Origin of the sequence: Sphingomonas populi, from assembly GCF_004208535.1 — a bacterium.
Lineage (GTDB): Bacteria > Pseudomonadota > Alphaproteobacteria > Sphingomonadales > Sphingomonadaceae > Sphingomonas > Sphingomonas populi.
Map to the genome: position 1 here is coordinate 64,627 of NZ_SGIS01000015.1, position 20,749 is coordinate 85,375.

Annotated in this window: 19 protein-coding genes; 13 read left to right on the forward strand and 6 right to left on the reverse strand. The window is 64.8% G+C overall.

Going from position 1 to position 20,749, the window contains the following annotated elements:
• Positions 1-126: 126 nt before the first annotated feature.
• From EWE75_RS11415 to EWE75_RS11430, 4 genes are all read left to right on the forward strand, one after another.
• Positions 127-1,644 carry a fumarate hydratase gene (locus EWE75_RS11415; protein ID WP_130157504.1) on the forward strand — a complete coding sequence of 506 codons (1,518 nt, stop codon included), beginning with the start codon at positions 127-129 and terminating at the stop codon, positions 1,642-1,644.
• 124 nt (positions 1,645-1,768) lie between these two features.
• Positions 1,769-2,053 carry a GIY-YIG nuclease family protein gene (locus tag EWE75_RS11420; protein ID WP_130157506.1) on the forward strand — a complete coding sequence of 95 codons (285 nt, stop codon included), beginning with the start codon at positions 1,769-1,771 and terminating at the stop codon, positions 2,051-2,053.
• A gap of 96 nt (positions 2,054-2,149) precedes the next feature.
• Positions 2,150-3,070, forward strand: coding sequence for a DMT family transporter (locus EWE75_RS11425; protein ID WP_130157508.1), 921 nt, complete (start codon positions 2,150-2,152; stop codon positions 3,068-3,070).
• Between the two features lie 58 nt (positions 3,071-3,128).
• Entirely contained in the window at positions 3,129-4,310 is a 1,182-nt protein-coding gene (locus EWE75_RS11430) for an MBL fold metallo-hydrolase (RefSeq protein ID WP_130157590.1), read from the forward strand.
• 273 nt (positions 4,311-4,583) lie between these two features.
• Here the strand turns inward: EWE75_RS11430 and EWE75_RS11435 are convergent, their stop codons facing one another.
• The gene (locus tag EWE75_RS11435) at positions 4,584-4,856 is read right to left on the reverse strand and encodes a GCG_CRPN prefix-to-repeats domain-containing protein (RefSeq protein ID WP_130157510.1); all 273 of its coding nucleotides are present in this window, start codon (positions 4,854-4,856) and stop codon (positions 4,584-4,586) included.
• 101 nt (positions 4,857-4,957) lie between these two features.
• Entirely contained in the window at positions 4,958-5,548 is a 591-nt protein-coding gene (locus EWE75_RS11440; RefSeq protein ID WP_130157512.1) for a DUF3617 domain-containing protein, read from the reverse strand.
• An 86-nt stretch (positions 5,549-5,634) separates the two neighbouring features.
• On the opposite strand from EWE75_RS11440, the gene uvrB reads away from it, so the two are divergent.
• The 3 genes from uvrB (at position 5,635) to EWE75_RS11455 (ending at position 8,644) form a co-directional block, all read left to right on the forward strand.
• Positions 5,635-7,848: an excinuclease ABC subunit UvrB gene (gene uvrB / locus EWE75_RS11445; RefSeq protein ID WP_130157514.1), complete on the forward strand. Its 2,214-nt coding sequence runs from the start codon at positions 5,635-5,637 to the stop codon at positions 7,846-7,848.
• A 219-nt stretch (positions 7,849-8,067) separates the two neighbouring features.
• Complete coding sequence (locus EWE75_RS11450) at positions 8,068-8,355, forward strand: type II toxin-antitoxin system RelE/ParE family toxin (protein ID WP_130157516.1); 288 nt, start codon at positions 8,068-8,070, stop codon at positions 8,353-8,355.
• Complete coding sequence (locus EWE75_RS11455; RefSeq protein ID WP_231708318.1) at positions 8,321-8,644, forward strand: HigA family addiction module antitoxin; 324 nt, start codon at positions 8,321-8,323, stop codon at positions 8,642-8,644. Before EWE75_RS11450 ends, EWE75_RS11455 begins: the two co-directional genes overlap by 35 nt.
• 92 nt (positions 8,645-8,736) lie before the next feature.
• Here the strand turns inward: EWE75_RS11455 and EWE75_RS11460 are convergent, their stop codons facing one another.
• Positions 8,737-9,339, reverse strand: coding sequence for a DedA family protein (locus tag EWE75_RS11460; protein WP_130157518.1), 603 nt, complete (start codon positions 9,337-9,339; stop codon positions 8,737-8,739).
• Between the two features lie 96 nt (positions 9,340-9,435).
• Between EWE75_RS11460 and ileS the strand changes: the two genes are divergently transcribed.
• From ileS to EWE75_RS11475, 3 genes are read left to right on the forward strand one after another with little or no spacing between them, the layout of a single operon-like run.
• Positions 9,436-12,450 carry an isoleucine--tRNA ligase gene (ileS, locus tag EWE75_RS11465; protein ID WP_130157520.1) on the forward strand — a complete coding sequence of 1,005 codons (3,015 nt, stop codon included), beginning with the start codon at positions 9,436-9,438 and terminating at the stop codon, positions 12,448-12,450.
• Positions 12,447-12,968, forward strand: coding sequence for a signal peptidase II (gene lspA / locus EWE75_RS11470; RefSeq protein ID WP_130157522.1), 522 nt, complete (start codon positions 12,447-12,449; stop codon positions 12,966-12,968). The genes ileS and lspA overlap by 4 nt, the downstream gene beginning before the upstream one ends.
• The gene (locus tag EWE75_RS11475; RefSeq protein ID WP_130157524.1) at positions 12,961-13,377 is read left to right on the forward strand and encodes a DUF3035 domain-containing protein; all 417 of its coding nucleotides are present in this window, start codon (positions 12,961-12,963) and stop codon (positions 13,375-13,377) included. Before lspA ends, EWE75_RS11475 begins: the two co-directional genes overlap by 8 nt.
• A gap of 84 nt (positions 13,378-13,461) precedes the next feature.
• Here the strand turns inward: EWE75_RS11475 and EWE75_RS11480 are convergent, their stop codons facing one another.
• The 3 genes from EWE75_RS11480 to EWE75_RS11490 form a co-directional block, all read right to left on the reverse strand.
• Positions 13,462-14,223 carry a TorF family putative porin gene (locus tag EWE75_RS11480; RefSeq protein WP_130157527.1) on the reverse strand — a complete coding sequence of 254 codons (762 nt, stop codon included), beginning with the start codon at positions 14,221-14,223 and terminating at the stop codon, positions 13,462-13,464.
• Between the two features lie 187 nt (positions 14,224-14,410).
• Entirely contained in the window at positions 14,411-15,601 is a 1,191-nt protein-coding gene (gene metC / locus EWE75_RS11485) for a cystathionine beta-lyase (RefSeq protein WP_130157529.1), read from the reverse strand.
• Positions 15,598-16,437 (reverse strand): sulfurtransferase, encoded by an 840-nt coding sequence (locus EWE75_RS11490; protein WP_130157531.1) that lies wholly within the window; start codon positions 16,435-16,437, stop codon positions 15,598-15,600. Before EWE75_RS11490 ends, metC begins: the two co-directional genes overlap by 4 nt.
• Before the next feature lie 115 nt (positions 16,438-16,552).
• Between EWE75_RS11490 and queF the strand changes: the two genes are divergently transcribed.
• From queF to EWE75_RS11505, 3 genes are all read left to right on the forward strand, one after another.
• Positions 16,553-16,999: a preQ(1) synthase gene (gene queF, locus EWE75_RS11495; protein ID WP_130157532.1), complete on the forward strand. Its 447-nt coding sequence runs from the start codon at positions 16,553-16,555 to the stop codon at positions 16,997-16,999.
• Positions 17,000-17,133: 134 nt separating this feature from the next.
• Positions 17,134-19,407, forward strand: coding sequence for a glycosyltransferase family 4 protein (locus EWE75_RS11500; protein ID WP_130157534.1), 2,274 nt, complete (start codon positions 17,134-17,136; stop codon positions 19,405-19,407).
• A 45-nt stretch (positions 19,408-19,452) separates the two neighbouring features.
• Positions 19,453-20,736, forward strand: a complete 1,284-nt coding sequence (locus EWE75_RS11505; protein WP_130157536.1) for a glycoside hydrolase family 130 protein — start codon at positions 19,453-19,455, stop codon at positions 20,734-20,736.
• Positions 20,737-20,749: the final 13 nt, after the last annotated feature.

The following is a 20,749-nucleotide window of genomic DNA, read 5'->3' on the forward strand; positions in this document are numbered from 1 at the left end:
GTAAACGATTGCTCCGACAATTATCTCACTTGGCGCGGCGTTCACGCGGCTTCGGGCGCGGGACTTCCCCTTTCCGCGCGATGTGGTCTAGGTGCGGCCACCATTATATTCTTCGAGCGAGCAGCCATGACCACCATCATCCGCGAAGCCGACCTGATCGAGAGCGTCGCCGACGCGCTTCAGTTCATCTCTTACTATCACCCGATGGACTATATCCGCGCGCTGGGTGACGCCTATGAGGCCGAGCAGGGGCCGGCGGCGAAGGATGCGATCGCGCAGATCCTCACCAATTCGCGGATGTGCGCGGAGGGGCATCGGCCGATCTGTCAGGATACCGGCATCGTCAACGTGTTCGTGAAATGGGGCATGGACTGCCGCTTCGACGACACCAGCCGCTCGCTCCAGGAGATCGTCGACGAGGGCGTCCGCCTCGCCTATCTCAACCCCGAGAACAAATTGCGCGCCTCGGTGCTCGCCGATCCCGCCTTCACCCGCCGCAACACCAAGGACAACACGCCTTGCGTGCTCCATGTCGAGATGGTGCCGGGCGCCAAAGTGTCGGTCGATGTCGCGGCCAAGGGCGGCGGCAGCGAGAACAAATCGAAGTTCAAGATGATGAACCCGAGCGATTCGATCGTCGACTGGGTGGTCGAGATGCTGCCGCAGATGGGCGCGGGCTGGTGCCCGCCCGGTATGCTCGGCATCGGCATCGGCGGCACCGCCGAACATTGCGTGCTGCTCGCCAAGCAGGCGCTGATGGAGCCGATCGACATGGGGCCGCTGAAGGCTCGCGGGGCCAAGACGGATATCGAGCGGCTGCGCATCGAGATTTTCGACAAGGTCAACGCGCTCGGCATCGGCGCGCAGGGGCTGGGCGGCCTCTCGACCATCCTCGACGTCAAGATCAAGGATGCACCGTGCCACGCCGCCGGCAAGCCGGTCGCGATGATCCCCAACTGCGCCGCCACCCGCCACGCGCACTTCACGCTCGACGGCTCCGGCCCGGCCTTCCTCGAAGCACCCAAGCTCGACGAATGGCCCAAGGTCGACTGGAAGCCCGATTCCGCCGCGATCCGCGTCAACCTCGACACGCTGACGCCCGAGGATGTGAAGGGCTGGAAGCAGGGCGACCGGCTGCTGCTCAACGGCAAGATGCTCACCGGTCGCGACGCCGCGCACAAGCGGATCAAGGACATGCTCGACGCCGGCGAACCGCTGCCGGTCGAGTTCAAGGGCCGCGTGATCTATTATGTCGGCCCGGTCGATCCGGTCGGCGAGGAAGTCGTTGGCCCCGCTGGCCCGACCACCGCGACGCGGATGGACTCGTTCATGCGGATGATGCTCGATCAGGGTCTGCTCGCCTGTGTCGGCAAGGCCGAGCGCGGCGCCGATGCGACCAAGGCGATCGCCGAGAAGGAAAGCGCCTATCTGATGGCGGTCGGCGGCGCGGCTTATCTGGTCGCGCGCGCGATCAAGGGTTCGAAGGTGGTGGGCTTCGCCGATCTCGGCATGGAAGCGATCTACGAATTCGAGGTGCAGGATTTCCCGGTGACGGTCGCGGTCGATTCGACCGGCGCGAACGTGCATCAACTCGCGCCGCTGGTGTGGAAAGAGAAGATCGCGCGGGAGAAGCTGCTGGCGTGAGGTAGCCAAACACCGTCGCCCCGGCGAAGGCCGGGGCCGCCGCGTAATTTTGCGAACCGCGTGGCTAAAACGCAGCGGCCCCGGCCTTCGCCGGGGCGACGATATTTGCGACGGGGAGGGCGCGATGGGCGGCTTCACGTACATCATGACCAACAAGCCGTTCGGCATCCTCTACATCGGCGTCACCTCGGACATCGCCCGCATTCAGGCGCACCGCGAAAAGCGCGGCTCCGCCTTCGCGGCGAAATGGGATTGCACCCGGCTCGTGCTGATCGAACACCACGACCGCATCGAGGACGCGATCCTGCGCGAGAAGCGCCTGAAAGACTGGAATCGACTATGGAAATGCCGCCTGATCGCCGAAGCGAACCCCAATTGGGATGACCTCTGGGAAACGATCAACGCATAACCGTCGCCCCGGCGCAGGCCGGGGCCGCTGGGTAATTTGGCGATCCGGGTGGATAAAAACCCACGGCCCCGGGCAGCGCCGGGGCGACGCACTGGTATGATCACCTCCCCCATCTGGCTCCCCGTCACCCTCGTCGCCGGCGCGATGCAGGCGTGGCGGACGGCGGTGCAGCGGCGGGTCGGCAAGTCGCTGTCGGTCAATGGCGCTGGCCTTGTGCGCTATCTGTACGGCCTGCCGTTCGCGCTCGTCATGCTCGCCGCCTATCACGCGCTCGCGGCACCCGGCGCGTGGCCGGCGCTCGGCGCGTATTTCTGGCCGTTCTGCCTCGCCGGCGCGGTCGGGCAGATCGTCGCGACCAATCTGCTGCTGATGGCATTCGACGAGGGCAATTTCGTCGTCGGCACCGCCTATTCGAAGACCGAGGCGGTGCAGGCGGCGCTGTTCTCGGCGGTGCTGCTCCACGATCATTTGAGCATCCTGAGCTGGGCCGGCATCGCGCTCGGCGTGGTCGGGGTGATGGTGCTGGCGAGCGGGGGGCGGGCGATGGCGCCGGCTGCGTTCGTGCGCGCGCTCGGCGAGCGCGCCGCGCTCTATGGCATCGCCTCGGGCACGGTGTTCGCGCTGGCGGTGATCGCGATCCGCCGCACCACCTTCGAGGTCGGCACGCCCGATCACATCCTCGCCGCGCTGGTGACATTGCTCGCGACCGTCACCCTCCAGACTATCCTGCAAGGCGGCTATGTGCTGCTGCGCGAACGCGGCCAGATGACGCGCGTGCTGGCGAGCTGGCGCGTGTCGGGGCAGGTCGGGCTGCTCTCGTCGGTCGGCTCGGCGTGCTGGTTCACCGGCTTCGCCACCGCGCCGGTCGCGCTGGTGCGGATCGTCGGCCAGGTCGAGGTCGCCTTCACGATGGCGTTCGCGCATTTCTACCTTGGCGAGCGCATGGCGCGCAGCGAAGTGGCCGGGCTGCTGATCGTCGCGGTCGGCGTGGTGCTCGCGTTGTGGGGCGCACGCTGAGGCGACATTGCGGTTTCCCGGGCTTGCGTGACGTCGCGTGATCGCCCAACTGCACGACATGCGGCTTCTTCGTTTTCTCGCGGCGGCGGTCCTGTGGATCGTCGTGATAGTGTGCCTCGCGATCACGATCGTGCCGCGCTTCCTCGATGCGCTTTATTATCGCGGCGCCCCGAGCGCACATTTCGACGGCAAGCGCTTCGCCAATCCCGACGGCGACGACACGTTCGCGCCAGCCACCAAGCCCGGCGGCAAGCCCGGCCCGGCGCCGGGTGTCGGCATGATGGTCCGCTTCCTCACCGGCAGCGATGGCCGCCCCGCATGGCCCGATCACGTCGCCGTCCACCGTATCGCGCCGCCGCCGCGCGTCGCCGGCGATGCGATGCTCGCGACGTGGGTCGGCCATGCGACAATGCTGGTGCAGACGCAGGGCCTCAACATCCTCACAGATCCGGTCTGGTCGGATCGCGCCGGTCCGCTCGGCTTCGGCCCGAAGCGTGTCGCCGAACCCGGCATCGCGTTCGGGAACCTGCCGAAGATCGACGTGGTGCTCATCAGCCACGATCATTACGACCACATGGATCTCGCCACACTGAAACGGCTGTGGGATCGCGATCACCCGCGCGTCATCACCAGCCTCGGCAACGACAGCGTGATCGGGCAGGCCGGCGTGCCGGCCATCGCGCGCGACTGGGGCGGGCGGGTGCCGGTCAAGCCCGGCGTCGAGGTCATCGTCACGCGCAACCACCATTGGGGTAGCCGCTGGATCGCGGATCGCAACCGCGCCTTGTGGTCGAGCTTCGTGGTGCGGCTACCCGGCGGCAATCTGTTCTTCGCGGGCGACACCGGCGCGGGCGATCTGCGCTGGGCGGACGAGGCGGCGGCTTATGGTCCGGTGCGGCTGGCGCTGATCCCGATCGGCGCGTTCCGCTTCGTCGCCGGGCAGATGGCGTCCGGGAGCCACATTGGCCCGATCGACGCGGTCGAGGCGTATCGCCGGCTCGGCGCATCGACCGGCATCGGCGTGCATTGGGGCACCTTCCGCCTGTCCTACGAAGCCTATGACACGCCGCCGCGTCTGCTGGCGGCGGTGGAGGCATGTCGCGGCCTGAGCGGCTTCGGCACCGTAGCGCTCGGCCAGCCGGTACGCATCGCGCCTTACACGCCGCCGGTGGTGAAGCCGGTCACGCCGGCAGCGCAGGCGGCGTGCCTAGCCGCGCCAGCGGTGCGGGATTTGCCGTAGCGCTGGGCTCCGTCCGCCCTCGGCGTGACATCGAAACGTAGCGGCCTACTCGCCTCAGCCGTGCCATAAAGGTCCCGTTCTCCCGCGAAAGCGTGAGCCCAGAGCCAAGCAAAACACCGATTGAAGCTCTTGGCGCTCTGGACTCCCGCTTTCGCGGGAGAACAACAACGGGCTTTCGCACAGGCCTCGCGTCTGGGGTTGGCTGCACTGGCTCAATAGACCTCGGCCCGGCAGAAAAAAGCGCCGCCACCCCAAGGCGACGGCGCCAAAGCCTTACCGGTAGCGCCAGCCGCCGTGCCAGCGGTGACGGTGCTGCCAATAACGCCGCCCGTCCCAATAGCCCCGGCCCGCATAATAGCGGTGGACCACCAGCGGCCCGCGCTCGACCACGACCGGACCCCGATCGACGAAGACCGGACCATTGGGGCGGCAATGGCCCCAGCGGTTGCGATGGCCACCGGGGCCGCAACCATCGCGCGCCTCGGCGCTCGATACGGACAGCATCGCGACTCCGATCGCAAATGCGGCGGCAAGACGTTTACGCATACACACCTCCTCATTCGGAGGCAGTGGAACGCGCGTCCGTTGCCCGAGTTCCGCCGGCTAACCCGATACGGACGCGCCCGATCGGACGCGGGCGGGGCGCCTCAGGGCTTGGTTTTCACCGTCGTCCCGTTCTCGTCGCCGCGGCATTCGCCGGTGCGCTTGGCGTCGATCGTGATCGTCATCTTCTGCGCACCCGGGCCTTGCGCCGCGCCGGCGCCGGGCGCCTCGGTGGTCGACTGCATGTCGAAATGATAGCTGTCAGGCGTGTAGCTGCCTGCCATCGTCGCCTTCATCGTGCCGACCGTTTCCTTGCAGACCATCGCCGCGTCGATCTTGCCGCCAGCCATCGTGAAATGGTCGTACGTGCAGTGATTGTCCTTCGCGCCGGTGAAGAAGCCGCGCTTGGCCTTGACGTCCTCGGGCGTGACGCAACTGGTGAAGGGGTGCGGCTCGCTCATCCGTGCGGTCATCTGCTGCTGCACTTCGGGCGGCAGGCCGCTCATCTGCATGTCGTGCATTGTCATCTTGCCTTCCCAGCGGCCCGGACTGACGAGATTGGTGTCGCCGGTCGCGGCGGCCACCTTGGCCTGCACCTCGGTCGGGGTGGCGTTGGTCGCCTTGACGGTCGGGGTGTTGGTGGGGCCGCAGGCGGCGAGCGGCATACCCAGAACGGCAGCAAACACCAAACGCATGAACTCATCCCTTTGATACGGTTTGTTTTGTGCGACCCGTTCCCGCTTTGTTGCGGCTGGGCTCGGTACAGCCCATATTGGCAAACATGGCAATCCAGATTCGCACGACCTTGGACGAGCCCGAAACCGGGCAAACCTTCGTTCCGCACCGTCCGTCCCGCCCGCCCAAAGCGGAGGGGGGCAGGCCGTTCAAACTCGTCTCGGACTATAGCGCCGCCGGCGACCAACCCGCCGCGATCGCCGAGCTGGTCGCGCAGACTGAAAGTGGCGAACGCGATCAGGTGCTGCTCGGCGTGACCGGATCGGGCAAGACCTTCACGATGGCCAAGGTGATCGAGGCGGTGCAGCGCCCCGCGCTGATCCTCGCGCCCAACAAGATCCTCGCGGCGCAGCTTTACGGCGAGTTCAAGTCGTTCTTCCCGGACAATGCGGTCGAATATTTCGTCAGCTATTACGATTATTACCAGCCCGAGGCGTATGTCGCGCGCTCGGACACGTACATCGAGAAGGAAAGCTCGACCAACGAGGCGATCGACCGTATGCGCCACTCGGCGACGCGGTCCTTGCTGGAGCGCGACGACGTCATCATCGTCGCCTCGGTCTCGTGCCTGTACGGCATCGGCTCGGTCGAAACCTATTCGGCGATGATCTTCGATCTGAAAAAGGGCCAGAGCGTCGACCAGCGCGAGATCGTCCGCAAGCTTGTCGCGCTCCAGTACAAGCGCAACGACGCCGCCTTCTCGCGCGGCAATTTCCGCGTAAAGGGCGATAATCTCGAGATTTTTCCCTCGCACTACGAGGACACCGCCTGGCGCATCTCCTTCTTCGGCAACGACATCGAGGAGATCACCGAGTTCGACCCGCTCACCGGCAAGAAGGTGGCTAACCTTGACTATGTTCGCATCTACGCGAACTCGCATTACGTAACGCCCGGCCCGACGCTCAAACAGGCGATGGAAGCGATCAAGCACGAACTCGCCGAGCGGCTCAAGGAACTGATCCCCGAAGGCAAATTGCTCGAAGCGCAGCGCCTCGAACAGCGTACCAACTTCGATCTGGAAATGATCGCCGCGACCGGCAGTTGCGCCGGCATCGAGAATTACTCGCGCTTCCTCACCGGCCGCATGCCCGGCGAGCCGCCGCCCACGCTGTTCGAATATCTCCCCGACAATGCGCTGTTGTTCGTCGATGAGAGCCACCAGACGATCGGCCAGATCAACGGCATGTCGCGCGGCGATCACCGCCGCAAACTGACGCTCGCCGAATACGGTTTCCGCCTGCCGAGCGCGATCGACAACCGGCCCTTACGCTTCAACGAATGGGAGGCGATGCGCCCGCAGACCACCTATGTCTCGGCAACGCCGGGCACATGGGAGATGGAGCAGACCGGCGGCGTGTTCGTCGAACAGGTGATCCGTCCGACCGGGCTGATCGATCCGCCGGTCGAGATCAAGCCCGTCGAGGAGCAGGTGCAGGACTGCATCGTCGAGTGCCGCAAGACCGCCGAAGCCGGCTATCGCACGCTCGTCACCACGCTGACCAAGCGCATGGCCGAAGACTTGACCGAGTTCATGCACGAGGCGGGATTGAAAGTCCGCTACATGCACTCGGACGTCGAGACGCTGGAGCGTATCGAGCTGATCCGCGACCTGCGGCTCGGCGTGTACGACGTGCTGGTCGGCATCAACCTGCTGCGCGAGGGGCTCGACATTCCCGAATGCGGGCTGGTGTGCATTCTCGATGCCGACAAGGAGGGCTTCCTGCGCTCCGAAACGTCGCTGATCCAGACGATCGGCCGCGCCGCCCGCAACGTCGATGGCCGCGTTATCCTCTATGCCGATCGCATGACCGGCAGCATGGAACGCGCGCTCAACGAGACCGACCGGCGTCGTGAAAAGCAGCGCGCGTACAATCTGGAACACGGCATCACGCCGCTGACGATCAAGCGCAACATCGGCGACATCATCCAGGACGTGTCGAACCACGATCAGGTCACGGTCGAGATCGATGAGGACCGCCCGCACATGGTTGGCCACAATCTGCGCGCGTACATCGAGGAACTGGAGAAGAAGATGCGTACGGCGGCGGCGGACCTGGAGTTCGAGGAAGCCGGCCGCCTGCGCGACGAAATCCGCGCGCTGGAGGCGGAGGAACTCGGGCTGCCGGGCGCGGGCGACCGTGCGGTGGCGCCGGTGATGGGGCGGTCGAACGAGGGCAAACCGGGCACGCGCAAGACGCGGTATGGGAAGAGCCAGAAGATGCGGGGCGGGCTGCCGGGGGCGAGTAGGCGGGGACGGTGAGCAAAAAATTTGGGACAAGAACGTGCAATGTCCGCGCGCTAAATGTCTGTAATTACTGGTTCGTCGCAAAACCGGAAGTTAGACGACTAAGCAAATAAAGTTTGATTTTTAATATCTTAAATGAGGTATTTTTGTCGGATGGTGCGACAAAACTACTTGTTGGCTTGTCTGTTTTAAGTGTTAATAGCTTGCTTGCCTTTGAGTTGTTGAGGACGAGCAATGATCCGCACCTTCGCCGATGCTGAGACCGCGCGCATCTGGCGTGGTGAGCGCAGTCGAAAGCTGCCTTCTGACATTCAGGAGACAGCACGTCGCAAGCTGCGCTACCTCAACCGGGCCAAGGCTCTGCACGATTTGCGCGAGCCGTCGGGCAACCGGCTCGAGCAGTTGAAACGCTTTACACCCTTACGATATAGCATCAGGATCAACGACCAATGGCGGATCACCTTCCACTGGTCGGACGGAGGCGCGGATGATGTCCGAATCGAGGATTACCATCGCGGATGAAGATCGGCTGGGCAACGTCCATCCCGGCGACATTCTGCGTGAGGATTTTCTGATCGGTAGCGAAATTCCGGTCGCGGAAGTCGCGCACGGCGCCGGCATCGATGAGGCGCGGCTCGCTGCGCTGGTCGCGTCGAAGCTGGATGTGGATGCGGCGACCGACCTGCGCCTGACGCGATATTTTGGTGTTTCCGAAGGGATTTTCCTCGCCCTTCAGAACGATTTCGACCTTGAGGAAGCCAAGCGCGCGTTGAACGACGAACTCGACCGCATCATTCCCCGCGCCGCCTGATCGTCGCCCCCGGCGCAGGCCGGGGCCGTTGCGTAATTTGGCGAGCTAACCGCCCCCAAACCCAGAGGCCCCGGCCTGCGCCGGGGCGACGATCACTTCCCCCGCGGTTTCCACGTCACCACGCGCCACGCATACACCACCGCCACCGCGACCATGATCGCCACGCTGGCCGGGCCGAACCATGCCTCCAGCATGCGGAACCGTGCGCCGAGATACCAGCCGGACCACGCCAGCAAAGTATTCCAGATCGCCGCGCCCGCCGTCGTCCACAGGCAGAATTTCCAGTGTTTCATGCGCGCCATGCCGGCGGGTAGTGAGACGATCGTGCGGAAGGCGGGCATGAAGCGGAATACGAACACCACCCATTCGCCGTGGCGCTGGAAGAAGGCGTGGAGCCGCTCGACATCGTGCCATTCGATCGTCAGCCAGCGGCCCCAGCGCGCTACCACGGGCTTGAGCGGCGCCACCCCGAAGCGGCGGCCGAGCGCGTACCAGGCGTAATTGCCGGCAGTCGTCCCCAACGTGCCCGCGACGATCAGCGGCACCATCGCCATCTTGCCGTGTGCGACGGCGATGCCGCCCAGCCCCATGATGACCTCCGACGGGATCGGCGGAAAGATGTTCTCGAGCGCCATCAGCAGGAAGATGCCGAGATAGCCGCTGCGGGCGATGAGCTGAACGATGAGGTCGGTCATGATGGTTGAACGCCGTCCCTAGCCGCACGGGTGCGAAAGGGAACCGCCTTGAACAATTTGTATCGCGCGCGCCCCTCGTATACTGCGCCTCCACCCATGACCGATACGATCCTCTCTGATACGCCGCGCGACTGGCGCGAGACCGTCTTCCTGCCGAAGACCGACTTCCCGATGAAGGCTGGCCTTGCCGCCAAGGAACCCGCGATTCTGGCGCGGTGGGAGGAGCTCGGCCTGTACGATCGCCTGCGCGAACAGCGCGCCGGGCGCGAACGCTTCATCCTCCACGACGGCCCGCCCTATGCGAATGGCGATATTCACATGGGCCATGCGATGAACAAGGTGCTCAAGGACATCATCGTCCGCAGCCAGTCGCTGATGGGCAAGGACGCTCCCTATGTGCCGGGTTGGGATTGCCACGGCCTGCCGATCGAATGGAAGGTCGAGGAGGCGTATCGCGCCAAGAAGCTCGACAAGGATCAGGTGCCGGTCGCGCAGTTCCGCGCCGAATGCCGTGCCTATGCCGAGAAGTGGGTCGCGGTGCAGCGCGCGCAGTTCGAGCGGCTCGGCGTGATGGGCGATTGGACCGATCCGTATCTGACCATGAAGTATGAGGCCGAGGCGGCGATCGTCGGCGAACTGCTCAAGTTCGCTGAGTCGGGGCAGCTCTATCGCGGTGCAAAGCCGGTGATGTGGTCCCCGGTCGAGAAGACCGCTCTGGCCGAGGCCGAGGTCGAGTACGAAGACGTGGTCTCGACGCAGATCGACGTCGCATTCGAGATCACAGAAGCGCCGAACGCGCCCGAACTGGTCGGCGCGCATGCGGTGATCTGGACGACGACGCCGTGGACGATCCCGGTGAATCAGGCTTTGGCGTATGGGCCGGAGATCATTTACCGATTGATACAGTATGGCCCGAAGAAAGTTCTCATAGCTGACGAGCTTTGGGATACATTTCTTCAACGTGTTGGCGATCTTCCGTCCTTGCAAGAAGAATACGAAGAGCAGGAGCAAGCTGACTGGGAGCGGCGTCAAGGTATAACGAGGCAGCCGCCGGCGCCCAGCGCTGAATTCTTGTCGCTTCTTGAAATGGATATGTCGAGCGTCGAAACGCCGCCTACCTTTACTGGTGTACAACTCGCCGGAGCCATCGCGCGCCACCCGATGCATCATCTCGGCGGGTTCTTCGCCAAGCCTCGCCCGTTCCTCGCGGGGGATTTCGTCACGACCGATGCCGGCACCGGCCTCGTCCATATGGCGCCGGATCACGGCGAGGACGATTTCCTGCTGTGCAAGGCCAACGGCATCGATCCGGTGTTCGCGGTCGATGGCGCGGGCATGTACCGCGCCGACTGGCTGTGGCTGGGCGGGCAGGGCAGCGTCATCAACAAGAAGTTCGTCAGCGCCGACGGGCCGATCTGCACCGATCTGCGCTCGGCCGGCGCGCTGCTCGCGGCGAGCGACGATTTCGCGCATTCCTATCCGCATAGCTGGCGCTCGAAGGCGAAGGTGATCTTCCGCGCTACGCCGCAGTGGTTCATTCCGATGGACCGGAGCGAAACCGAGTCCCCCTCCCGCGTGCGGGAGGGGCTAGGGGAGGGCGTGTCCGCAAACGCGGTGTCCAGCGGCGACAGGCCCTCTCCCGACCTCGCTGCGCTCGGCCACCCTCTCCCGCAAGCGGGAGAGGGCAACATGGCCACGCTCCGCGAGATCGCGCTCGATGCGATCGAACATACCCGCTGGGTGCCCGAGCGCGCCAAGAACCGCATCAACGCGATGGTCTCGCAGCGGCCCGATTGGGTGATCTCGCGTCAGCGCGCGTGGGGCGTGCCAATCGCGCTCTACGTTAACCGTGCGACCGGCGACTATCTCCGCGACCCGGCGGTCAACGCGCGCATTCGCGACGCGTTCACGGCGGGCGGCGCCGACGCGTGGTTCTCGGCCGATCATCAGGCGTTGCTCGGCGCCGAGTATAACGCCGCCGACTATGAGGTCGTCACCGACATCCTCGACGTGTGGTTCGATTCGGGTTCGACGCACGCCTTCGTGATCGAGGCGCGCTACGGCGAAGGCACGCGCGCCAACCTGTACCTCGAAGGCTCGGACCAGCATCGCGGCTGGTTCCAGTCTTCGCTGCTCGAAAGCTGCGGCACGCGCGGGCGTGCGCCCTATGACGCGGTGCTGACGCATGGCTTCGCGCTCGACGGCAATGGGCGCAAGATGTCGAAGAGCCTCGGCAATGTCGTCGATCCGTTGAAGGTGATCGGCGAAAGCGGCGCTGACATCCTGCGCATGTGGGTCGCTTCGGTCGATTATTTCGAGGACGTCCGCATCGGCAAGGAGGTGCTCAACACCACCTCCGACGCCTATCGCAAGCTGCGCAACACCTTCCGCTACCTGCTCGGCGCGCTCGACGGGTTCGACGATGCCGAGAAGCTCTCCCCCGCCGAGATGCCCGAACTGGAGCGCTACGTGCTCCACCTGCTCGGCACGCTCGACGTCGAGCTGAAGGCGGCGGCGGAAGCCTATGAGTTCAACCGCTACCTGCGGTTGCTCACCGATTTCGCGCAGGAAGATCTGTCGGCCTTCTATTTCGATATCCGCAAGGATTCGCTGTATTGCGATGCGCCGTCGGACCTCAAGCGTCGCGCCGCGCGCACCGTGTTCGACATCCTGTTCCATGCGTTGGTGCGCTACGCCGCGCCGATCCTGTGCTTCACCGCCGAGGAAGTGTGGCAGGCGCGCTACCCGAGTGAGGATGGCTCGGTGCATTTCCTCGAATGGCCTGAGTTGCCGGCAGTGCCGGGCGACGACGGCGTGTCGACTTTGTGGGCCGAGGTGCGGGCCTTGCGCGCACAAGTCACCGAGGCGATCGAGCCGCTGCGGCGCGAGAAGGTCGTGCGCTCCAGTCTTGAGGCCGAGGTGACGGTGCCGTCGCTGCCGGTCGATGCGGCGGAACTGGCCGAGGCGTTCATCGTCGCGAAAGTGTCGAAGGGCGAGGGGGTGTCGGTGACCCGCACCGATTACCACAAATGCGGCCGCTGCTGGCGGTTGTTGCCCGAAGTGACCCAAGACCTCGCGCTGTGCGACCGCTGCGAAAGCGTCGTGGCATGAGCCGCTTGCCTGTCGCCGGCTTCGCCGCCGCCGCGTTGCTGTTCGTCGCAGATCAGGCCGCGAAATACGGGGTCACGCATGTGCTCGGTCTCGATGAGTTGACCAACGCGCGTGAGATCACGCCGTTCTTCAACCTGCAATTCGTCGCCAATCGCGGCGTCTCGCTCGGGCTGCTGCATGCGAGCAACGACACGTCGCGCTGGTTGCTGGTGGCGATGACCGGGCTGATCGCGCTCGGCGTGCTGGTGTGGATGCTGCGCGAGCCGAAGCGGATCGAGCAGATCGCGCTCGGCTGCGTGTTCGGCGGTGCGCTCGGCAACATCCTCGATCGGGTTCGGCTCGGTTATGTCGTCGATTTCGCCGATTTTCATATCGGCGCATGGCAACCGTTTTTGGTCTTCAATGTCGCTGATGCCGCGATTACGGTAGGGGTGCTCGTCTTGTTCGTCCGCGCGCTTCTGGTACGCGACAAGCCCCGGGCGGAACGAGCTTCTGTGGAGAATTCTGGCAATGCGTAAACTGGTTTGTGTGGCGAGCGTATCGAGCGTCGCGCTGTTGCTCGGCGGCTGTGGCCATTCGCGGCTCGGTCGCCCCGGCGGGCCGGACGAATTCGCCGTCGCGCGTCAGGCGCCGCTGGTGATCCCGCCCGATTTCTCGCTGGCGCCACCGCAGCCGGGTGCTGCGCGTGCCAACGATATCAGTCCCAATGCGCAGGCGCTCGATGCTCTGTTCGGCGGTCCTGCAGCGCGTGGCGCGGGCGAGAGCGCGACGATCGCCGCGGCGGGGGTCGATTCGGACGATCCCGGCATTCGCTCGTCGGTCGACGATCCGCAGACCAACGTGGTCGACAAGGGCGCCTCGACTCGCGACGTGGTCGCAGCACCGGAAGGCGATGGCCAGAGCGCGCGCGCGTCCGCGCCGAGGTGATATCGCCGGCCTTCGGGCCGGTCGCATCGAGACACAAAAAAGGGAGCGGCGCACCGCTCCCTTTTTCTTTGCGCGCGCGGAGGTTTAGAAGGCCGCGCCCAGCGACACCACCACGCCGCCCTTGGAGATGTTGCGCGTCTCGTTGTGCTGGTCGGTGATGAACGAGTCCTTGTTGGTATCCACATAGCTCACGCCGAGCGTCAGGTGATTCCAGGTGTAGGAAGCGCCAAGGCCCCAATCGGTATATTCGTTGCCGATCGACAGATAGCTCGGCCCGAAAGTGTGGCCCAGATGCGCGGTCAGGCCGAATGCGGTGTTCGGAATCGATGCCGCGAGATCGCCTGCGAGATAGACGTTCGATTCCGCGCCGTTGCCGACGCTCAACGCCTTCTGCTTGGGCGCGTAATTGACCGTGACCTTGCCGTTGACCGGACCCATCTGGGTCGAGATGTCGAAATACGGCTCGGCGAAGTCGGTGTTGGCGTGGCCGCCGCCCGGATAGTAATAATAGAGCACGCCGCCGTCGAGCTTGATGCCGTTGATCGTCTTCGTATAGCCCGCGATCAGATCGACTTCCTGGTCGCTGCCGTTGGCGACGTAATCGTCGATCGAGGAACCCCAGACGGTCGCATAGAGGCCGGACTCGTGCGAGACCGTGAAGGTGCCCTGCAACGCGACCTTCTTGTCGGTCTGCGAGATGCCGCGGAACCGATAATCGGAGATCAATGTCGCGCCGCCCGAAACGGTGAACGCCGGAGCGGGAGCGGTCGGTGCGTCGTCCGCGAAGGCGGGCGTGGCGGAGGCGGCGAGCAGCAGCGCGCCGAGTGAGAGTGTGGAGAAGCGCATCGTTTTCCTTTCGAAATGCGTCGTCCCCGCCTGCTTCCGCGAGCATGTGCGTCTGTAAGGGCGAACCCTCCGCGCAACTTGCCGTTGGAGGCTTTCATGTGCCGCTGCTCATGGTGCAGTACAACAAAATTTTGCTGGTTTGTGTCTGTTTTGTTGCTCGTGTTGTGCCCGAGCAACAGGTCCCCTTTCAGAAGACGTGCGCCCGAAACCGCGCCAGCCCCGCGTCAAGATCGGCGATCAGATCGTCGGTATCCTCCAGTCCGATCTGGAGGCGGACGATCGGCCCGGCATCGTCGCGGCGTGTTGCGGTGCGATGGCGCGCGGGATCGACCGGCAGCGCGAGGCTCTCGAACCCGCCCCAGCTAAAGCCGATGCCGAAATGCTCCAGCCCGTCGATCAGCGCGGCGCGTGCCGCGTCGTCGCCGCCGTTCAGCACGAACGAGAACAGCCCCGACGATCCTTTGAAATCACGCGCAAAAATCTCGTGGCCGGGGCAAGAGGGCAAAGCGGGGTGGAGCACGCGCGATACTTCCGGGCGAGTCGCCAGCCACTCGGCGATCCGCAGCGCGCTCGCCTGATGCTGGCGCAGCCGCACCGCCATCGTGCGCAGGCCGCGCGCGCCGAGCCACGCATCATCGGGGCTGGCGACCTGGCCCAATTGAAAGCTGGTATCGCGCAACTTGCTGAAATGCCCGGGCGCCGCCGTCACCGATCCGAGCATCACGTCCGAATGGCCGACGACGTATTTGGTGCAGGCGAGGATCGACAGATCGACACCATGCTGGATCGCCGGAAAAAACAGCGGCGTCGCCCAGGTGTTGTCGAGCAACGTTACCACGCCGCGCGCCTTCGCCGCCGCGCAGATCGCCGGCACGTCCTGCACTTCGAAGGTGAGGCTGCCGGGGCTTTCCATCAGGATCGCGCGGGTGGCGGGGCCGATCAGTTCGGCAATGCCGGCACCGATCAGCGGATCGTAGAAACGCGTCGTAATGCCCATCCGCTTGAGCAACGTGTTGGCGATCCCGCGTGACGGATCATAGGCGCTATCGACCAGCAGCAATTCGTCACCGGGCGACAGCACCGACAGCAAAGCCGCAGCGATCGCCGCGACGCCGGAAGGGTAGAGGAAGGTCGCCTCGGCGCCCGGTTCGAGTTCGGTGAGCGCATCGGCGAGGCTCCACTGCGTCGGCGTGCCGCGCCGGCCGTAGAAAAGCCGGTGGTGCGTGTCGCTCGCGCCCGAGGCGCGCAGATCGGCGACGCTATCGTAGAGGATGGTCGAGGCGCGCCAAACCGGCGTGTTGACGATGCCCTGAGTCCATTGCTTGCGCCGCCCCGCACCGACGACGCGGGTCGAATCGCCCTTCTCGTTCGCGCTCATGCTTCGCCCGTCGCCTTGGGGGTGGCGGGATCGGCGCCCCATTCGGACCAACTGCCGTCATAGAGCGCGCCGTCTGCGCCGAGCAGATGCGCGCCGAACAGCAGCCCGGAGGCGGTGATGCCCGATCCGCAGGTGGTGACGAGCGGTTTCGTCAGATTGATCCCGGCAGCGTCGAACGCGGCGTGTAGGGCCTCGCCGCTCTTCCACGTATTGTCGGCGTTGAACAGCGTCGCATAATGCAGATGCTTCGAGCCTGGAATATGGCCCGATGCCACGCCGGGGCGCGGATCGGCTTCTTCGCCGGTGAAGCGGCTCGCTGAGCGGGCGTCGAGCACTTGCTCGGCGCCGCTGTCGATGTTGGCGCGCATCGCCGCCAGATCGCGGACGTCGTCGCGTACCGAAGTGATGGCGAAGTGGCGGTGGCGTGGCATTGGCACGCCGCTTTCAGTGGCGCGGCCCTCGGCACGCCATTTGATGAAGCCACCGTCGAGGATCGCGACATCGCGCACGCCGAAGTGGCGCAGCATCCACCACGCCCGCGCCGAAGATCGCACGGGTGAAGCGTCATAGATCACGATCCGCGTGCCATCGCCAAGGCCGAGCGACTGCATCCGGCTCGCGAACTTTTCGGGCGCGGGCAGCATGGTGGGGAAGGGACTCGCTGTGTCAGCGACCTCCGCGAGATCGAGAAACACCGCGCCCGGAATGTGTGCGGCTGCGAACTCGGCCTGCGCATCGCGCTTATGCTCGGCGAGGTAATAGCTCGCATCGACGATGCGCAGATCGCTCGCGCCAAGTTCGGCGGCGAGCCATTCGGTCGATACCAGCGAGTCCATCTGTGTTCTCCGTGCCGTTCGCGGCGGTTCCTAGCCCTTCGCCCCGAGCGAAGTCGAGGGGGTGGGGCGAACGGAGCCGGTGGCGATCCGCGCCCGCCATCCCTACATAGTCCGCATGACCCCAACGCATCTCGGCCAGACCAGCGTGCTGCCTTCCTCGCCTGAGGAAGCGGTACTCGATTACGTTCCCAATCCGCGTCGCGGGCGCCCGTATCTGGTGCGCTTCACCGCGCCCGAATTCACCTCGCTATGCCCGGTGACGGCGCAGCCGGACTTTGCGCACCTGGTCATCGACTATGCGCCGGACGACACGATCGTCGAGTCCAAGTCGCTCAAGCTGTTCCTCGGCGCCTTCCGCAACCATCAGGCGTTCCATGAGGATTGCACGGTCGGCATCGGCGAGCGACTGTTTGCCGAAATGCAACCGCTGTGGTTGCGGATCGGCGGGTATTGGTATCCGCGTGGCGGCATGCCGATCGACGTATTCTGGCAATCGGGCGCACCGCCGGAGGGGCTGTGGCTGCCTTCGCAGGACGTGCCGGGCTATCGCGGCCGAGGCTGAACAAAAGGAAAAATGTTGATTCAAATCAATGAGATTGATCCGCCGCACTGCAACAATACTGCAACCTTATCGCCACCGAGCCGTTTAACGGGCACAACGGGCATTAAGCCCAGGTTCATGCAGGATGGCCTACGATGACACGATCAGCAGACGTGCTTCCTTCGGTCGATCACATTGCCTTGATCGGCAATTTCCTTCCGCGCAAATGCGGCATAGCGACATACACGACGGATACGTTCACCGCGCTAAAGGGTCGGTTTCCTGATCTGAAGATCGACGTCTATGCGATGGACGATCATCCCGGCCGCTACGTATACCCGTCCGAAGTGACGATGAGCATCCCCGAGCAGGATCGCATCGCCTATTCCGAGGCCGCCCGCGCGATCGAGCAGAGCGGCGCGCAGGCGTTGTGGGTCCAGCACGAATATGGCATCTACGGTGGCCCGGCGGGCGAGCATCTGCTCGCCTTGCTCGACCGTGTTTCAATTCCCGTCATCGTGACGCTGCACACCATCCTCGAACGGCCGACCGCCGATGAGCGGCGCGTGATGGAAGGGCTGCTGCGCCGCGCCGCCAAGATCATCGTCATGGCCGAACGCGGTCGCGAGATCCTCGAACGCGTCTATGGCGCGAGTGCGCGCACGGTGGCGATGATCCCGCACGGCGTGCCCGATCGCGATTTCGTCGAACCCGATACGCTCAAGGCGCGGTTCGGTTGGCAGGGCAAGCGGGTGATCTTCACGTTCGGCCTGCTCGCGCCCGGCAAGGGCATCGAGACGATCATCGATGCGATGCCGGCGATCACCGAGAAGCATCCCGATGCGCTCTACGTCGTGCTTGGTGCCACGCACCCCAATCTCGTCGCACATGAAGGCGAGGCGTACCGTGATCGGCTCAAGGCGCTTGCCGCCGAGCATGGCGTCGCGGATCAGGTCGCTTTCATCGACGAGTTCCTCGAGCATGACGATCTGATCGACTATCTCCAGGCCGCCGACATCTATGCGACGCCTTATGTGAACCCGGCCCAGATCACCTCGGGCACGCTCTCCTACGCCGTCGGCGTTGGCAAGGCGGTGGTGTCCACGCCCTATGTCCACGCCACCGAGATTCTTTCAGATGGGCATGGCGTGCTGGTCGATTTCGGTGACAGCGAGGCATTCGCGCGGGAAATCAACGCGCTGCTCGGCAGCGATCGCAACCGCTTGCGCCTGTCGCAGCGCGCCTATGAGCGTGGCCGCACGATGATCTGGCCGCGCCTCGCCGAGCGGGCGATGCGCGAGATCGTCGGGATGATCGCCGCGCGCCCGCGCCGGATTGCCGGGCCGAGCGCGTCGCTCAGCCCGCTCGACCCGGATTTCTCCGCAGTCGAGCGGATGAGCGATTCGACAGGCATGTTCCAGCACGCGATCTTCTCGGTGCCCGATCGCCGCCACGGCTATTGCATCGACGACAATGCCCGCGCGCTGATGCTGACCTGCAAGATGAACTCGCTTGCCGACGACACGCGCGACAAGTGGATGACGATCTACGAATCGTTCCTGCAATATGCCTGGAACCCTGAGGCGCGTCGCTTCCGTAATTTCATGCGGTTTGATCGTTCGTGGTGTGAAGAGGTCGGTTCTGAGGATTCGAACGGTCGCACGCTCTGGGCACTCGGCGTCACCGCGCGCGATGCACGGCACGCCAAGCATCGCGACTGGGCGGTGGCGATGTTCGACATGACCGCCTCGCTGGCTTTCGAGTTGGGCAGCCCGCGCGCGCACGGCTTCGCGATGCTCGGCGCGGCGGCGATCCTCGAGGCGTTTCCCGGCCACACATTGGCGCGCAGCATCCTCACGCGCTTCTCAGCCGAGTTGCTCGCACTTCTTGAGGAGGCGCGTCGGCCGGAATGGGAATGGTTCGAGATCGTCCTCGCCTATGACAACGCCCGTCTGCCGGAGGCGCTGCTCCGCGCCGGCAAGGCGTTGCACCGTGACGACCTGATCGCTTGCGGCAAGGCCACGCTCGACTGGATCATCGCACAGCAGACCTCGCCCGAGGGCCGCTTCCGCGCGGTCGGCAGCGAGAGCTTCAACCGGCCGTATCAGCCGCCGTTGCCGTTCGACCAGCAACCGCTCGAAGCGCAGGCGACCATCGAGGCGTGCGAAGCGGCCTTCGAGGCGACCGGCGAGCAGCGCTGGATCGACGAGGCGATGCGGGCATATCTTTGGTATCTGGGCGTCAACGATCTCGATCTGCCGCTCGCCACGGTGCAAGATGGCGGCTGTTTCGACGGACTTATGCCGACCGGACTCAACCGCAATCAGGGTGCTGAGTCGATTTTGGCGCTGCAACTTGCCTCTTGCGCGATTTCGGGGCTTTCAAAACGGGCCGAAAGCGTGGCAGGACCGGATCGCGCCGTCGCGTAGCCTCGCTCGCGACGCCGCGAGTGCGGACGATTGCGAGGCTGAAGCGTGATAGATTTGTTCCACCATGCACTGCGGCTGCATGCCGATCCGTCGCGGGTCGTCGTGCGTCCGTTCCACCTTGCCTGGGCGAATAACGGGCAGGGGCCGAGCCGCACCGAGCGGATCGTCAACGCCGTCCTCGAACTCAACGCCACGGAGACGAGCGCCGAGTTGGAGGTTGTGCTCAAGGATTTCGAGGCGCGGCACTGGCAGACGCGCCGCGTGTTCATGACGCGCTATGACGAGATCGAAGGGATGCTCGGTCTCGACGGTGCGGCGATTGACGACGAGAAGCGTCAGTTGATCGGCGCCTATTTCTGTCACGAATACAGCTACGCCGCTGCCGCGCTGATGAACCCGAGCGCGGTGCCGCATCACGACCAGTCCGGCATGCCGCCGGGATCGCAGCGCATCCTCATGTCGCTGCGCGCGGTGGGTGAGGGGCACATCTCCTCGGTCGCCTTCCGCGAAGGCATCATCACCGACAACAACGAGTTGAAGCTCGCGCCAGAGCCTCCCTTCGCGACCGCCACCGACATGGTCGGCGTCGATGAGGAGCATGTGCCCGAGGGGCCGGTGACCGTGTATCGCCACCGCGACTCGACTCTGTCGGGCACGGTGATCTTCCCGATCACCAACGCGCAGTCGAAGGGGCTGGAGGATCTGCGGCTCGTCCATTTCCAGCACGAAGACGGATCGTGGGAGTGGCTCGGCACCTATACCGCCTACAATGGCTCGGTGATTCAGTCCGAGTTGATGCGAACGCGCGATTTCCGCGCGTTCGATCTGGTGCCGATGACCGGCCCGGCCGCGCGCAACAAGGGTATGGCGCTGTTCCCGCGCAAAATCGACGGGCAATATATGATGATTGGCCGGCAGGACGGCGAGAACCTGTTCCTGCTCAAGTCGGACACGCTCACGCATTGGGAAGAGGGCGAGAAATTGCTCACCCCCGAACTGCCGTGGGAACTGGTGCAGATCGGCAATTGCGGCCCGCCGATCGAGGTCGATCAGGGCTGGCTGCTGCTGACTCACGGCGTCGGCGCGATGCGCAAATATGCGATCGGTGCGGTGCTGCTCGACAAGCACGATCCGTCCAAGGTGCTTGGCCGGACCAAGGAACCGATCCTCGCTGCCGCAGATCAGGACCGCGAGGGCTATGTGCCCAACGTCGTCTATACCTGCGGCGCGATGAAGCACGGCGACAAGCTGTTCGTGCCCTACGGCGTGGCGGACAGTTCGGTGGCGTTCGCATTCATCCCGATCGCGAGCCTGCTCGCGGCGATGTGACGCGGTTGGCCGG